A 15,204-nucleotide genomic window follows, 5' to 3' on the forward strand; every position below is an offset into this window, starting at 1 on the left:
TGCTTCTCCCTTTCCTGCCGGCCGGATGGCCGGCTCCTCAGTCTTTCGAAACGCCACCGCGATCGGCAAGCGCCGCCACCGCGGCGCGGTTGGTGGCGAAGAACGCTTGACCCGACAAGAGTCCGAGCTCCTCCAGACGTGCTCTGGTGGGCGGCCGGACGCGGCTGAAGGAGAGCGTCACGTCGTGGTCGTGGAGCCACTGCTCGAGGGATTCGAACGCCTCGGCGCCCGTCACGTCGATGTCGCTGACGGCCTCCATGTCGATCACGACGTGGCGCACGGGCTGGTCGGCGCCGGTGACGGCGCGCTTGACCGCCTCGGTGAACACGGCGCCGTTGGCGAAGAACAGCGGGGCTGCCATCCGCACCACGACGAGGCCCGGTGCGGTCGTGGCGCCGGTGGGGGCGCCCTCCAGCAGCGACTGCTTGGCATCGTCGTCCGCCTCGAGCACATCGATGGCCGGGTTCGCGGCGCGTTTGGCGAGGTTGATCAGGGCGAGGACGAAGGCGACCAGGATGCCGGGGATGGCGCCCACGAACAGGGTCACCAGGAAGCACGTGGCGGCGACGGCGAACTCGAACCGGTCCTGGCGCCACAGCTGGCCGAACTCGCGGATGCCGAGAAGCGGCAGGATCGCGACGCCGACGACGGCGCCGATGGCGGGCGACGGGATGTCGGCGAGCAGGGCGGTGCCGAACAGCAGGAGGAGCAGCGTCCCCACGGCGAGGACGAGCGAGGGCAGCTGGGTGCGCGAGCCTGCCTGATCCATCGCGGCCGTGCGCGACGTCGACGAGCCCATCGCGAAGCTGCCCTGCGCACCGGCGGCGATGTTGCCGAGGCCGAAGGCGAACAGGTCTCGGTTCGCGTGGAACGGATAGCCGTTCTTCTCGGCGTAGGAGCGCGAGACGAGCAGCCCTTCGGCGGTCGTCACGAGGGTGAGCGTGATCGCGGACGGCACCAGCGCCAGCCACATCGTCCAGTCGAGGACCGGCCACGTGAAGGTCGGCGGACCCGCGGGCACCTCGCCGAGCACATCGACGCCCTCGTCGGCGAGATCGGCCCACACGACCACGATGGTCGAGACGATCAGCACCACGAGCGCCCACGGGATCTTCGGCAGGAACCGCCGTCCGAGCAGCAGCACCGCCACCGAGACGGCCGCCACCGCGAGCGACCACGCGTTGAAGGTGTTCAGTCCGAGCACGAGGCCCGACACCTTGTCGAGGAACTCGCCGCCGGAATCGATCTTGACCCCGAGCATCTTGGCGATCTGGCTCACCAGGATGTCGAGCGCCAGACCGCCCACGAACCCGACGAGGATCGGCTTCGAGAGGAAGCTGGCGAGGAAGCCGAGCTTGAACACCGCCATGAGCAGGAACAGGATGCCGCTGATGATCGCCTGCGCAAGCGCCAGGGTCGCATAGCCGGCGCTGCCTGCGGCCGCGAGCCCGCCGATCGACGAGGCCACCAGTGCTGCGGCTGCGGCATCGGGCGACACCACGAGCTGCCGGGACGACACGAGCAGGGCGTAGATGACGGTCGGGACGATGAGCGCGTACAGCCCTGCCGTCGGCGGAAGGCCGGCGATCTGCGCGTACCCGATGTTCAGCGGGATCGCGATAGCGAGCAGTGTGACCCCCGCGGTGAGCTCGGTGACGAGATTGCGCGGGGTCAGTCCCGCGAGAGGTCGTTGCATGCCGGCTCCTGGGAGGCGTGGGGCGGAAACGGTCGTGTCCACCTTGGCACGGCGTCCGCGCTTCCCACCCGATCGCCCGGCACGAGGCGCGGTCCCCCGGGTTCCCTCGTGACGGTCGCCGTCCACCCCCACTCCGCCAGGCTCGCCGTCAGCCCCGCCACCACCGCCGAGGGCACGCCGAGAGCGGCGCCGGTGTTCAGGAACGTGGTGGATTCGACCCTGTCGGGATACGAGCGGGGCCGCCGTCGCCGGGCCAGCCTCGCCGGGGCTCCGGCTTCGTGGACGAGCCCCGGCGACGCCCGGCAGACAGCGATGATCCCCTCGGTGCCGAAGCGCCGGGGGGATCGTCAGTGCGAAGTGTGGTTTCCGTGTCCGGTTCCCTTTCGGGTTCCTCGTCTCCGTATTCTCTTCGCACCACCGAATGTGCTCCCCCGTGCGCCCCGCGTCAAGAGTTCATCCGGAAGTCACCTCGACGTCAGGTTGAGAGTGAGACGGCGGGCGACGGATGCCGCGGCATCCCGTCCGGTTCTCATCACGGGGTGCGCGGCCTCAGTCGTGGCCGACCAGCTTGAGGCCGACGACGCAGCCCACGAGGCCGAGGATCAGCAGCATCCTGACGATCGAGAACGCCTCGTCGCCCGTGATCATGGCGTACGCGACTGTCAGCGATGCGCCGATCCCGACCCAGACCGCGTATGCGGTGCCGGTGGAGATGTCGCGCATGGCCCAGGCGAGACCACCCATGCTCAGCGCGAGAGAGACCGCGAAGACGACGGTCGGCCACAGCTTGGTGAAGCCCTCGCTCTTGCCGAGGGCGGTGGCCCAGACGGCCTCGAGTACTCCGGACACGATCAGGACGATCCACGACATGACGATGCTCCTGGCCAGTCTTGTCGCTCACCGGGTACTGATCCGTCGTCCGGGGATCCGGTCGAGGATCCGCGCACCACCTTACCGACCGCCGCTGGGCACGGCCTGGGCAGCGGCCACAGCCGGCGGTCACACGAGGAAGAGCCGATCCAGCAGTCCGGGGTTGTGCGCGTGGACGAGCACCAGGAACACCACGGCGTCGAAGAGCAGATGCACCGTCACGACGTAGGCGAGTGAACGCGTCCTCATGAAGATGAAGCCCTGCAGCAGGGCGAACGGGATCGTCAGGAGCGGCCCCCAGGCCTGATAGCCGAGCTCCCAGAGGAACGAGACGAACACCACCGACTGCAGCACGTTGGCCTGCCAGAACGGGAAGTGCCGGCGCAGCAGCGCCAGGCACGTGCAGATGAAGAACAGCTCGTCCCAGATCCCCACCGCGCCGACGCCGACGAAGAGGCGGGCGATCAGCTCGGGTGTGTCGACGACGGGCCAGTTGAGGTAGACGCCCGAGGTGATGAAGTAGAACGGCAGGATCAGCCACCCGAGCAGCAGCACCGCGACAAGCCACGTCCATTGGAACCGGGTCCAGCGCCCGCCGCCCCGCCACGGGAAGCGGATCGCGCCTCGCCCTCCCACCCCGTCGCGATACACCCAGCGCGAGATCGCATAGGGCACCGCCACCGCGCCGCCGAGCGCGAGGGCGAACCGCAGGATCGCGAGGTTGTCGAGCTCTGCCTTCAGCGGGATGGCGCTCACGATGAGCAGCCCCACGGCGATGAGAGACAGGTCGCGCAGGAGCGACGGGGAACGGATGCCGGCGGTCGTGGCCGTGCCGGATCCGGAGACGGCGCGGTCGGCGATTTCTCGACCCGGATCCGCGCGACCGGAGACCGAGGCACGGCCGTCCTCGCCGGCATCCGCGCGCGCGATCAGCACCGCGACCGCCAGCCCCGCTGCCAGCAGCGCCCAGCCGAGCCACGGCACCCGCACGACGAAGAAGGCCGGCGCGGCCAGGCACACCAGGAGCGCGGGGACCACGTCCCACGACCAGGCGGCGACGACCGGCGCGGGTGGGGCGTCAGGGTGTGCGGGCATGCGGGCGGCTCCGGAGACGGGGCGGACGGGGGGTCAGTGATCGAGCGGGTGCGCGATCTCATCCTTCGCCATCCCGGCCACCAGGTAGGCCAGCACGCCGAGCACGAGCGGGATCACACCTGCGGCGAGGAAGATCGCCTCGATGGGCACCACTTCGGCGAGCGGGCCCGCCAGAGCCATCGACAGCGGCATGAGCGCGAGCGACACGAAGAAGTCGAGGCTCGAGATGCGCCCGAGCATGCGCCGGGGCACGCGGCGCTGCAGCAGCGTCCCCCAGATCACCTGCCCGTAACTGAATGCGAAGCCGACGACGAACAGGCACAGCGCCATCAGCCAGTACTGATGGGTGATCCCGACGACGGCGAACGGCAGGGAGCCCACGCCCCAGACGCCGATCATCACCGTCAGATACCGGCGCGGCAGCTTCAGCGACGAGACGACGATCGAGCCCAGCACGCCGCCGACGCCGTAGATCGCGAGCAGGAAGCCGAACAGCCGCGGATCCTCTCCCACGCGCTCGCGGGTGACGAACGGCAGCAGCACCTCCTCCGGGCCGATGAACACCAGCGCCCACCCCGTTGCGAACAGCAGTGTCCACAGCAGCCACGGCGTGCGGACGGTGAACTGGACAGCCTCACGCAGATCGTGCAGCACACCGCGCACGCCCTCGGGCGCGTCCCGCTGCTCGGAGTCCGTCGTCGGCGGCTCGGGACGCACGAACATCAGCAGCAGCAGCGCCAGCGCGTGCGCCGCCACGACGCCCCATGCGGCGTGCGCCGGCGCGATCACGGCTGCGACGAGCACGCCCGCTGCGGCGGGGCCGGCGGCCTGCTGCAGGGCGGGTCGGATCGCACCCTCGAGGCCGTTGGCCGCGAGCAGCTGCGCGGGCGGCAGGATGCGGGGCAGGATCGCGCTGTACGCCGGGAAGAAGAATCCGGCGCCCGCCCCGAGCACGAAGGCGGCGATCGCGAGGTGCGGGATCGTCACCGCGCCGAGCGCCCCCGCGATGGCCACCGATGAGATCGCCAGCAGGTTGAGCAGTTCGACGACGCGCAGGATCAGCCGGCGCGGAATGCGGTCGGCCGCGATGCCGCCCGGGATGGCGCACGCGAGCAGTCCGACCGCGTTGGAGGCGGCGACCACCGAGAGATCGAGCGGCCCACCGCCGGCGCCGATGACCGTGTACACCATGACCACGGCCCACATGCCGGCGCCGAAGATCGACAGCACGACCGCGCCGAACAGCATGCGGAAGTCACGGTGCGCCAGCGGACGGAGGAAACGCCACCGGTCGCGGCGGGCGGGCCCTGCGCCGGTGCCGGCACCGAGCGAAACGTCGCCGCCGGGCGCGGCGGCGGGAACGGGATCGGGCGTGGGATCGGGCGCGGCGGCAGGCCGCGGACCTGAGCTCATGACCTCGCGACGCGCCGGTACGACAGATCGCGGATGTCGCGTCCCACGCGTGCGCCCTTGCGCTCGAACGCGGTGAGCACCCGGCCCTCGAAGCGGGGCGCCCACTCCCCCTCGAACGCCGGTGCGAACTCCGGCGCCGCGCCCAGGACGACGCGCATCTGCAGCGCGTAGTCCTCCCAGTCCGTCGCCAGGCGCAGCACGCCGCCGTCCTTCAGCACGCCGGCCGCGATCGCCGCGAACCCGTCCGCGACGAGACGCCGCTTGGTGTGCTTCTTCTTGTGCCACGGGTCGGGGAAGAACACCCACAGCTCGTCGACGGATGCCGGCGGCAGCAGGTGCTGCAGCACCTCCGGCGCGTTCGCCTCGACCAGACGCAGGTTGCGTGCTCCGGCGCGGTCGGCGTCCAGCATGGTGCGGGCGAGTCCAGCCCGGAAGACCTCGATGGCCAGGAAGTCGGTGTCGGGGTGGGAAGTGGCGGCATGCACGATCGCGTGGCCCTGCCCCGAGCCGATCTCGACGACGAGTGGTGCCTCCCGCCCCCACACCGCCACCGGGTCGATCGACGACCCCGGCAGGATGCTGGTGGCGGCGAGATCGCGCGGCGCCTCGATCACGTACTGCGGGGCGAGCTCGATCCAGGCGCGATCCTGGGCCTCCGACATCCGTCCGCTCCGGCGCACGAACGACACCGGCTTCTCACGGAAGGTGCGGGTCTCAGGGTTCGGCGGGGCGGCATCGGTCACTCGTCCAGGCTACCGAGCGCACCGGACGCTGCAGATTCCTACGAGCGCGGCGGTTGGCGACGCCGCGGCCGCCGGAGACTGCCGCGTTCGGAAACCGATGCGCGATGCCGCTACTGCGGCACCGTGACGAAGTCGATCAGCTCCTCGACCCGGCCCAGGAACGCCGGCTCCAGGTCGCGGTAGCTCTTCACCGACGACAGGATGCGCTGCCACGCCCGCGCGATGTCGGCCTGGTCGCGCGCCGGCCAGCCGAGCGCGCGGCATACGCCGACCTTGAACTCGGTGCCGCGCGGCACCTCCGGCCAGCGCTCGATGCCCATGGCGCGCGGCGTCACGCACTGCCAGACGTCGATCCAGGGGTGCCCCACGATGAGCACGTGAGCGCCGTGGCGTCCGCGCGCGATCGTGTCGGCGATGCGCGACTCCTTGGATCCGGGCACGAGGTGGTCGACGAGCACGCCGTAGCGACGCTCGGCGGTCGGCGGCTCCTCGTCGAGCGCGGCATCCAGCAGATCGATGCCCTGCAGGTACTCGACGACGACGCCCTCGGCGCGCAGGTCGTCGCCCCATACCCGCTCCACGAGTTCGGCATCGTGCCGGCCCTCGACGAGGATGCGGCTCGCCCGTGCGGTGCGCGCGCGGGCGTCGGCGGCGGCGAACGAGCCCGACGCCGTCCGCTGCGGGCCGGTGCGAGCCGGCGCTGCGACGGGCGGCCCGAGCACGACATCCCTGCCCTCGATGAGGAAGCCCGGCCCGAGCGGGAAGAGCCGGCGGCGACCGGTGCGGTCCTCGAGCTCGACCAGCCCGCCCGAGACGGCGACGACGGCCCCGCAGAACCCGTCGTCGGCCACCTCGACGACCAGATCGCGGGATGCCGCGACCCGCGGCACCTCGCGAACCCCGTGGCCCTTCCACCCCGTGGCCAGCACGTCGGCGCCGTAGCGATCGTCCATCGTTCTCCTCCGGATGGGCAGGCTACCCGTTCGCCACCCCGACGCCGCGCAGCGACCCGCACCGCACCGCCGGCCGGCGCACCCGCCCTTCCCTCTGCGGATGTGGCTCCGCCCCCCTCTGTTGACTTGCCTCAGATGTACGCGGCGCGCCGCGCTGGGCGTACATGTACGCCAAGTCAACCGGGGCAATGGTGGGTGGAGAGGGGCGCGGTAGGGGGCGCGGTGGCGGGAGCATGGATACGTTCTCGGCGAACACACATGCACGGCCGGGGCCGTGGGCTATCGTCGTATCCCCGCGGCTGAATAGACTCGCCGGAGGGGTATCCCGAATCCCAGAGGGGGGATCGATGCGACTGCGATGGGCTGCAGCGCTGGCGTCCGCTGCGGTGGTCGCGGTCACGGCGATCGGCGGCACGGCCGCACTGGCGACTCCCCCGGTGTCGCTCGGCTCGAACCACATCCTGGACGACTCCGGCGTGCTCTCGTCGAGCGAGGAAGCCGAAGCAGAGGCTCGTCTCGAGCAGCTCTCGTCCGAGACGGACGTCGACCTCTGGGTCGTCTATGTCGACGAGTTCAGCGACCCCTCGAACTCGGCCGACTGGGCCAACCAGACCGCCGAGGACAACGGGCTCGGCCCCACGCAGTACCTGCTCGCCGTCGCCACCGACGGGCGGCAGTTCTACCTCTCCGGCGACTCCGCCGGTCCCCTCACCCAGGACCAGCTCGCCACGATCGAGCAGCAGCAGATCCAGCCCGCGCTCGCGCAGGACGACTGGCTGGGCGCTGTCGACGCCGCGGCGGACGGCCTGACCGATGCCGTCGGCGGCGGATCCGGCGCCGTGGACTCGGGCTCATCCGGGGGGTCGTGGTTCACGTGGCTCCTGGTCATCGTCGCCGTGGGCGTCGGCATCGTGCTGCTCGTGATGTTCCTGCGTCGTCGGCGCACCCGCGCGGCGGTGCCGGGCGGACCGAGCGGTCCGCCGCAGCCGAGCATCGAAGACCTCGAACGACGCGCGTCGTCGCTCCTCGTCGAGACGGACGATGCGCTCAAGACCAGTTCGCAGGAGCTGGGCTTCGCCAAGGCGCAGTTCGGGGATGCCGCGACCACAGAGTTCGAGGCGGCGCTGACGACCGCACAGCAGAGCCTCGATGAGGCGTTCGGGCTCAAGCAGCGACTCGACGACGCCGAACCCGACTCGGAGGCCGACGTCCGCGCCTGGAACGAGCGCATCATCGCCCTCTGCGAGGCCGCGAACGCGCTGCTCGATGAGAAGGCGGCCGCGTTCGATGAGCTGCGCAAGCTCGAGCAGAACGCCCCGGAGGCGCTCGCCCGGCTGCAGGACGAGCGGGCGAAGGCCGCCGCGGCCCTCGACCAGGCGACCGCGCGACTGCAGGAGCTGCAGACTGCCTACGCCCCCGAGGCGCTCGCGACCGTCGCCGACAACCCGGCGCAGGCGCGCCAGCGTCTGGCGTTCGCCGATGAGCAGCTCGCCGCCGCGCAGACCGCCATCGGCGCGGGCCACGGCGGCGAGGCCGCGGTCGGCATCCGGGCCGCGGAAGAGTCTGTGGGCCAGGCGAAGCTGCTCGAGGACGCGATCGAGAAGCTCGCGACCGACCTCGCCGCCGGCGAACGCAACGCCGCCGCCCTGGTCACCGAGCTCGAGAGCGACATCGCTGCCGCATCCGCGCTGCCCGATGCGGACGGGCGGATCGCGAGCGTCATCGCGGCCACGCGACAGCAGCTCGACGCGGCGCGCACGCAGCTGACAGGCCCGGCTCGCCGCCCGCTGGCCGCACTGCAGAGCCTCGAGGCGGCCAATGCGCAGATCGACTCCCTCCTGCAGGGCGTGCGGGATGCCGCAGCCCAGGCCGAGCGCGCACGCCAGATGGTCGGCCAGGTCATGATGCAGGCGCAGGCGCAGGTGTCGGCCGCGGAGGACTACATCATGGCGCGCCGCGGGGCCGTCGGAGCGCAGGCCCGCACGCGCTTGGCGGAGGCGGGCGCGTCGCTGGCCCGTGCTCAGGCGCTGCAGGCGAGCGACCCGCAGCAGGCGATGCAGCAGGCGCAGCGCGCCGATCAGCTCGCGGGACAGGCGATCCAACTGGCACAGGACGACGTCGGCGCGTTCGACGGCGGTGGAATGGGCGGCATGTTCGGCGGCGGGTCGCAGGGAGGCCAGTCCGGCGGCGGGATGCTCGGCGCCGTCCTCGGCGGCATCGTGCTCAATTCGGTGCTGAGCGGCGGACGCTCCTCAGGTGGCGGGCTCGGCGGCCTCGGCGGCATGCTCGGCGGAGGCGGCGGTCGGTCGTCCGGCGGCATGCGACCCGGTAGCTTCGGAGGCGGCGGCACCCGCGCCCGCCGAGGAGGTGGCCGCTTCTGACCCCTCCACGCGGAGCCGCCCGTGGAGCTCGCGCGCAGCATCCATCCCCAGACCTGACTCACCGACCCAGAACTGAAGTCCGATAGGAAGGAAATCCGATGGCGAAGCAGTCCATCTTCGGTCGCATCTCGACCCTCATGAAGGCGAACATCAACGCACTCCTCGACTCCGCAGAGGACCCGCAGAAGATGCTCGACCAGCTCGTGCGCGATTACACGAACTCGATCGCCGACGCCGAATCGGCCATCGCCGAGACGATCGGCAACCTGCGCCTGCTCGAGCGCGACCACCAGGAGGACATCCAGGCGGCCACCGAGTGGGGCAACAAGGCTCTCGCCGCCAGCCGCAAGGCCGACGAGCTGCGCAAGGCCGGGAACACCACGGACGCCGACAAGTTCGACAACCTCGCCAAGATCGCGCTGCAGCGCCAGATCAGCGAGGAGAACGAGGCGCGGGCGATCGCGCCGACCATCGCGACGCAGAACGAGGTCGTCGAGAAGCTCAAAGAGGGCCTCAACGGCATGAAGCAGAAGCTGGAGCAGCTGCGGTCCAAGCGCTCCGAACTGCTCGCGCGCGCCAAGACCGCCGAGGCCCAGAACAAGGTGCACGACGCCGTCAAGTCGATCGACGTGCTCGACCCGACGAGCGAGCTCGGCCGGTTCGAAGACAAGGTGCGCCGCCAGGAGGCACTGGCCGCCGGCAAGCAGGAGCTCGCCGCGTCGAGCCTCGACGCCCAGTTCAATGCCCTCGAGGACGTCGGCGAGCTGACCGAGGTCGAGGCTCGCCTGGCCGCGCTGAAGACCGGCGGCGCGCCGGTGCAGGCCGCGATCGAGAACTGACCCCTTCGGGGTGAGGAGGGCGCCGGGTCCGTGAGGATCCGGCGCCCTTCGCCGTCCCGCGTCGCCGTCGGCATGCAGCGTGTTCGCCGTCGGCATGCGCCCTGCTTCCGGTCAACGGATGCCGCGGCCCGACGCGGTGCGCGAAGATGAGGGGATGACCCGATACCTCGTCGTTCCGCAGTGGCAGGGAAGCCCGTCCTCGCGCGCGATGCAGCTCATCGACGGCGCTCAGGCGATCGCGGGAGACCTGCCGCGCTCCTCGACGACGGTCCTGGACGTGCCCATGGAGGCCGGCGAGTCGCTGGGCACCGGCATCCATCGGCTCAGCGCCCTGCAGCGCGTGCGCGGACTGGTCGCGGATGCCCTCGCGGCGCACGACGCCGACGCCCCCGGCGAGCACGTCCTCACGATCGGCGGCGACTGCGGCATCGCCCTCGCGCCGATCGATCACGCCGCGCGCCGCTCCCCCGGCCTCGCCGTGGTGTGGATAGACGCGCATCCCGACCTCAACTCGCCCGACTCGTCGCCGTCCGGCGCGTTCGCCGGCATGGTGCTGCGAGCGGTGATCGGCGATGGCGTCCCGGGACTGTCGCTGGACGGCGCGATCACGGGCGACCGGGTCGTGGTCGGCGGCGCGCGCTCGTACGACGACCCAGAGCTCGCGGCCGTCGAGGAGTTCGGCATCACCGCGCTCACGGTGGAGGCGCTGCGGGACGCTGACGCCCTCGCCGACGCCGTGCTCGCCACCGGCGCCGAGGCCGTCTACGTCCACGTCGACATCGACGCGCTCGATCCGGCCGAGATCGCCGGCAACGCGCACCCGGAGCCGTTCGGCATCACCGTGGCCGAGCTGACCGCGGCGATCACGCGCCTGCGCGCGCGGGTGCCGTTGGTGGGGGCATCCCTCGCGGGCTACTCCCCCGCGTCCGCCGCCGCGGCGACGGACGATCTCGGCCCCATCCTCCGCGTGATCGGGGCGCTCGCATGAGCCCGATCCCCACGCCCCCGCCGGGCTGGCGCGCCGCCGCCGAGCGCGCGGTGGTCGCCGGCCGTCGCATCGACGAGCTCATCCCCTCGGCGCTGCTGGACTCGCCCATCAGCCGCGTCGGGTACTGGTACGGCTGCGCAGTGGGATGGGTCTGGGGAACGCTCTGGAGCACCGGCCCCATCGAGAAGCGCGAAGGGCTGTGGGTGTTCCGAGGGATGCCGCGCTGGACCTTCCCGCGGGGCGGCTCATGCGTGGGCGGCTGCTTCCTCACCGGCGACGGCCGCATCAGTGACGCCCTGCTGCGCCACGAGGCCGTGCACAAGCGTCAGTGGCAGCGCTACGGCCTGCTCATGCCGCTGCTGTATCTGCTGGCCGGCCGCAACCCGCTGCGCAACCGGTTCGAGATCGAAGCGGGGCTCGCCGACGGCAACTACGTGCCGCGGGGCACCGCCTGACCCGCCGCCTCAATCGATGACCGCGGCGGACGCCGCGCGGCCCACACGGTAGACCCGGCGGCCCAGGGCGATCACGACGGCGAGCGGGAAGACGATCCAGAAGAGGTTCGGCAGCACGGCCACCATGAGGAAGCCGACGAGATCGCCCCGCTCGAGCGACTGGCGCGTCATCTCGAGGCCGCTCGACGCCTCGACCAGGAAGTAGATCACCGTCTTCCAGAAGGTCGCCACGGTGACCAGTAATGCCACGACCAGGCCCGACCAGCGACGTGCGTGCAGCAGCGCCCAGACGATGAAGACGACCTCGATGAGGTTCGCCCAGCTCTGCGCACTCCCGAAGGCGTCGAACTGCCCGTAGCGATGGTCGAAAGTGCCGTAGAACACATGGCCGGGCCAGAACCCCGCGAGCGGGCCGCCGTCGTGGGAGAGCGGGCCCAGCAGCACATAGCAGGCGTCGTACGTCTGGATCACCGCCGAGATGATCAGCCAGACGACGACCCACCTCGGCATGCGGAGGTCGCGCGGGTCGACAGCGAGCGCGGGCGAGGCGGCGGCGGTCTGCGTCATGCGGACGACTGTACCGATTCCGCGCGCCTCTGCAGGGCTCACGCGTCGTTTCGTCCGTCGTCTACGCACGCGAGTCCTGGCCGCGAGCGTACAGAGACGACGGACGAACCACGGGCGCGCGATATCGGCGGCTGCCGGGGCGGCCGAACGAGCGGCGGGGTCAGCGCGAAGTCGTCAGACCGTACTGCTCGGGTGCGTGGATGGATTCCGCGCGGATGCCCAGCTCGACCAGGTGGTCGACGATGTCGGCGGTGCCCAGGTAGCCGCCCAGCAGGTGGATGCGGGTCTGATCGTCCTCGGTGCACAGCATCTCGTCGGCCCACGCGATGACGGCGCGTGCCAGCGCCTCGCCGGCGGCGCAGCCGCGGCTGGTGCCGGGTGCGCCGGAGCGCTGCGAGCGGTCGAGCCACGTCACGACCATGCGACTCGGGGCGGAGATGTCGGCCAGCCACGAGGCATCCGGAATCTCGATGAACACCCGGCCCGTCGAGCAGATCGGCAGCGTCGCCAGCGCGGCTTCGAGCTCCACCAGCGAGGACTCGTCGGCCGTGATCAGATGCTGCACGCGGGTGTGACGCGACGCACGGCACGCCGACGCGTTGTGCGCGACGGCCTGAGGCTGAGTGGTGTGGGACATGGCTCCTCCAGTATAACCACCTATGAAGGGTTGCCTTACCTCAGTGATACATGGTGAGACACGAAGACGGATGCCGCTCCTCACGCGTGCGTCAGCAGCACGCGGCGCAGCTCGACGATCTCGTCGTCGGCGAGGCCGTGGGCACGCAGGTACTCCTCGGCCGAGCCGTAGCGGTGGCCGACGTCCTCGAGGAGGGCGCGCATGACCGGCGCCGGCGACCGCGTCGCCAGGTCTTCGAGGTGGACCGCCTCGGGGTGCTGCGAGCGCAGCAGCTCGACGATCTTGCGATTGCGTCGCGGCGGGAGCAGACCCTCGGTGCGCGCGTAGTCGCCGACGACGGCCTCGGTGTCGACGCCGGCAGCGGCGAGCGTGAGCGCGATCGTCACGCCGGTGCGGTCCTTGCCGACTGTGCAGTGCACGAGCACCGGCTGGTCGGCCAGGATGCCGCGGACGACTGCCACGACGCCCTCGGACGAATCGTCGACCAGGCGCCGGTACATCTCATCGAGGGTGAGGTCGTCACGGAAGAACGACTCGACCGAGCCGAGGAAGAGCGGAACCCGCTGCGTGACGAGATCCAGGCCGTCGATGCGGCTCGGCTCGCGCGCCACCTCGTCATCGGCGCGCAGGTCGATGATCCGCCGAAGCCCCAGCTCGGCCAGCGCCCGCGTACCGCCGGCGTCGAGCCGGGCGAGATTGCCCGACCGGTACAGCACGCCGTGACGCGTCGACGTCGAGCCTGCGCGCAGGCCTCCGACGTCGCGGAGGTTCATCGCGCCCGGCACCGACGGGTCCGCCGGCAGCGCATCTCCTCCGCCCGGCGAGGGGACGGTCACCACGCGGCGCCGGCGGCGGCGTCCTTGTCTTCGCCGACCAGGTCGTCGCGCGGCGGCGTGCTGTAGCGACCGGCGATGGCAATGCGGTTGAACGCGTTGATCGCCACGAGGATCCAGCTGATGGCGACGTACTCCTTCTCGCTGAGCACGCCCCCGACGCTGTCGTAGACGTCGTCGGGAATGCCGTCCTCGTGGATGAAGACGTAGGCCTCCGCCAACTCCAGGGCGGCGCGCTCGCGATCGGAGAAGACGCCGGACTCCCGCCACACCGGGAGCTGCGCGATGTCGTCCGCCGTCACCCCGGCGGCGACCGCCCGTTCGACGTGCACGCGCACGCAATAGGCGCAGCCGTTCAGCTGCGAGGCGTGGATCTGGACGAGCTCCTTGAGCCGGTCGTCGATGCCGTTCTCCGCAGCGATGCCGCCCACTGTCTTCGAGAATGCGGAGAGCGCCTGGTAGGCGGGTCGAGCCGCCCGCGAGAGGTGCACGCGGTGTTCTGCCGTCATGACGCCAGACTACCGAGGGCTCGACCGGGACGGGCCGACCCCGCTGCCGGTGCGGCATGATGAGCGGGTGAGCGACCCCATCGACGAGTTCTCGTTCCTGTCCGAGCAGGCGGGAGAAGCCGGCATCGACGCCCCCGCGCCCCACGGCGAGCGTCTGACCCTGGACCTGCCCGACGGCCGCACGCTGAGTGCCCTGCGCTACTCCCCCGCCGACGCGCCCGACGCCGCACCCGTCGTGACCTTCCTCCACGGCGCCGGCCTCAACGCCCACACGTGGGACACGACGATCCTCGCGCTCGGGCTTCCCGCCCTCGCCGTCGATCTGCCCGGGCACGGCGACTCGTCGTGGCGCGACGACCTCGCCTATGTCGCCCGCGTGCTCGCCCCCGACGTGGCCGCCGGGATCGCGGCGTGGACCGACGCGCCGCAGCTGCTCGTGGGGCAGTCGCTCGGCGGGCTCACCGCCGCGGCGGTGGCGGCATCCCGTCCGGAGCTCGTGCGCGAGCTCGTCGTCATCGACATCACACCGGGCATCGACCCGAACGCCGGTCCGACCCAGATCCGCGACTTCTTCGCAGGCCCGGTGGACTGGGCGTCGCGGGACGAGCTCGTCGACCGCGCCCTGTCGTTCGGACTCGGCGGCGGCACGCGGCGAAAGGCCGAGCGAGGCGTGTACTTCAACTCGCGCGTCCGCTCCGACGGACGCGTCGAGTGGAAGCACCACTTCGCGCACCTCGCCAACGCGGCGTCGACACCGTCCGTGCTTCGACAGGCTCAGCAACCGGTCGGCGCGCAAGCGCAACCGGTCCCCGAGCAGCAGCCGGTCCCCGAGCAGCAGCCGGTCCCCGAGCAGCAGCCGGTCCCCGAGCAGCAGCCGGTCCCCGAGCAGCAGCCGGTCCCTGAGCCTGTCGAAGGGCAGGATGCCGTCACCTCGGTGCTCGGCGAGTCCGGCTGGCAGGATCTCGCCGGCGTCGCCGTCCCGACGACGCTCATCCGCGGCGAGCGCGGCTACGTCACGGAGGAGGACGCGGCAGAGTTCCTTCGACGCGTGCCCGAGGCATCCGTCGTCACGGTCTCGTCGGGCCACAACGTGCAGGAGGAGATCCCGATCGAGCTCGGCGGGCGTCTGCGCACGCTGGCCGGTGGGGACGGAACGGGTCGATTCCGCGATGACGGGAAGCCCTAACGCTTCTGTTGCGTTCCGAGTAGCTGGTTGCCGTTCACC

At 71.3% G+C, this 15,204-nt stretch carries 15 protein-coding genes and 1 riboswitch; of the genes, 5 read left to right on the forward strand and 10 right to left on the reverse strand.

Annotated elements, in window-relative coordinates; translation table 11 throughout:
• Window positions 1-37: 37 nt before the first annotated feature.
• The 6 genes from NCG93_RS10560 to NCG93_RS10585 form a co-directional block, all read right to left on the reverse strand.
• On the reverse strand, window positions 38-1,696 hold the full coding sequence (locus tag NCG93_RS10560; RefSeq protein WP_194414024.1) for a SulP family inorganic anion transporter: 1,659 nt from the start codon (window positions 1,694-1,696) through the stop codon (window positions 38-40).
• A 549-nt stretch (window positions 1,697-2,245) separates the two neighbouring features.
• The gene (locus tag NCG93_RS10565; protein ID WP_194414025.1) at window positions 2,246-2,566 is read right to left on the reverse strand and encodes a DMT family transporter; all 321 of its coding nucleotides are present in this window, start codon (window positions 2,564-2,566) and stop codon (window positions 2,246-2,248) included.
• 9 nt (window positions 2,567-2,575) lie between these two features.
• A riboswitch (guanidine-III (ykkC-III) riboswitch) is annotated at window positions 2,576-2,641 on the reverse strand.
• A gap of 54 nt (window positions 2,642-2,695) precedes the next feature.
• Window positions 2,696-3,661 carry a CPBP family intramembrane glutamic endopeptidase gene (locus NCG93_RS10570; protein ID WP_194414026.1) on the reverse strand — a complete coding sequence of 322 codons (966 nt, stop codon included), beginning with the start codon at window positions 3,659-3,661 and terminating at the stop codon, window positions 2,696-2,698.
• A 33-nt stretch (window positions 3,662-3,694) separates the two neighbouring features.
• Entirely contained in the window at window positions 3,695-5,074 is a 1,380-nt protein-coding gene (locus NCG93_RS10575) for an MFS transporter (protein WP_194414027.1), read from the reverse strand.
• Window positions 5,071-5,736 carry a tRNA (guanosine(46)-N7)-methyltransferase TrmB gene (gene trmB, locus NCG93_RS10580; protein ID WP_241741952.1) on the reverse strand — a complete coding sequence of 222 codons (666 nt, stop codon included), beginning with the start codon at window positions 5,734-5,736 and terminating at the stop codon, window positions 5,071-5,073. The genes NCG93_RS10575 and trmB overlap by 4 nt, the downstream gene beginning before the upstream one ends.
• A 191-nt stretch (window positions 5,737-5,927) precedes the next feature.
• Complete coding sequence (locus NCG93_RS10585) at window positions 5,928-6,770, reverse strand: DUF3097 family protein (protein ID WP_194414029.1); 843 nt, start codon at window positions 6,768-6,770, stop codon at window positions 5,928-5,930.
• 347 nt (window positions 6,771-7,117) lie between these two features.
• On the opposite strand from NCG93_RS10585, the gene NCG93_RS10590 reads away from it, so the two are divergent.
• The 4 genes from NCG93_RS10590 to NCG93_RS10605 all read left to right on the forward strand — a co-directional run bounded on the left by NCG93_RS10590 (window position 7,118) and on the right by NCG93_RS10605 (window position 11,433).
• Window positions 7,118-9,151: a TPM domain-containing protein gene (locus NCG93_RS10590; RefSeq protein WP_194414030.1), complete on the forward strand. Its 2,034-nt coding sequence runs from the start codon at window positions 7,118-7,120 to the stop codon at window positions 9,149-9,151.
• A gap of 98 nt (window positions 9,152-9,249) precedes the next feature.
• Window positions 9,250-9,990: a PspA/IM30 family protein gene (locus NCG93_RS10595; protein WP_194414031.1), complete on the forward strand. Its 741-nt coding sequence runs from the start codon at window positions 9,250-9,252 to the stop codon at window positions 9,988-9,990.
• A gap of 154 nt (window positions 9,991-10,144) precedes the next feature.
• Complete coding sequence (locus NCG93_RS10600) at window positions 10,145-10,978, forward strand: arginase family protein (RefSeq protein ID WP_194414032.1); 834 nt, start codon at window positions 10,145-10,147, stop codon at window positions 10,976-10,978.
• The gene (locus NCG93_RS10605; protein ID WP_194414033.1) at window positions 10,975-11,433 is read left to right on the forward strand and encodes a Fe-S oxidoreductase; all 459 of its coding nucleotides are present in this window, start codon (window positions 10,975-10,977) and stop codon (window positions 11,431-11,433) included. The genes NCG93_RS10600 and NCG93_RS10605 overlap by 4 nt, the downstream gene beginning before the upstream one ends.
• A 9-nt stretch (window positions 11,434-11,442) precedes the next feature.
• On the opposite strand, the gene NCG93_RS10610 is transcribed toward NCG93_RS10605, so the two are convergent.
• The 4 genes from NCG93_RS10610 to NCG93_RS10625 all read right to left on the reverse strand — a co-directional run bounded on the left by NCG93_RS10610 (window position 11,443) and on the right by NCG93_RS10625 (window position 13,979).
• Window positions 11,443-12,000, reverse strand: a complete 558-nt coding sequence (locus NCG93_RS10610) for a hypothetical protein (protein WP_194414034.1) — start codon at window positions 11,998-12,000, stop codon at window positions 11,443-11,445.
• A 160-nt stretch (window positions 12,001-12,160) separates the two neighbouring features.
• Window positions 12,161-12,637 carry an SIP domain-containing protein gene (locus tag NCG93_RS10615; protein WP_194414035.1) on the reverse strand — a complete coding sequence of 159 codons (477 nt, stop codon included), beginning with the start codon at window positions 12,635-12,637 and terminating at the stop codon, window positions 12,161-12,163.
• An 80-nt stretch (window positions 12,638-12,717) separates the two neighbouring features.
• Window positions 12,718-13,473, reverse strand: a complete 756-nt coding sequence (locus tag NCG93_RS10620; protein WP_308212151.1) for a tyrosine-protein phosphatase — start codon at window positions 13,471-13,473, stop codon at window positions 12,718-12,720.
• Window positions 13,470-13,979, reverse strand: a complete 510-nt coding sequence (locus NCG93_RS10625; protein ID WP_194414036.1) for a carboxymuconolactone decarboxylase family protein — start codon at window positions 13,977-13,979, stop codon at window positions 13,470-13,472. The genes NCG93_RS10620 and NCG93_RS10625 overlap by 4 nt, the downstream gene beginning before the upstream one ends.
• 67 nt (window positions 13,980-14,046) lie before the next feature.
• Between NCG93_RS10625 and NCG93_RS10630 the strand changes: the two genes are divergently transcribed.
• Window positions 14,047-15,165 (forward strand): alpha/beta fold hydrolase, encoded by a 1,119-nt coding sequence (locus NCG93_RS10630; protein ID WP_252787510.1) that lies wholly within the window; start codon window positions 14,047-14,049, stop codon window positions 15,163-15,165.
• Window positions 15,166-15,204 lie beyond the last annotated feature (39 nt).

The sequence above is a fragment of the Microbacterium yannicii genome (assembly GCF_024055635.1).
GTDB lineage: Bacteria > Actinomycetota > Actinomycetes > Actinomycetales > Microbacteriaceae > Microbacterium > Microbacterium yannicii.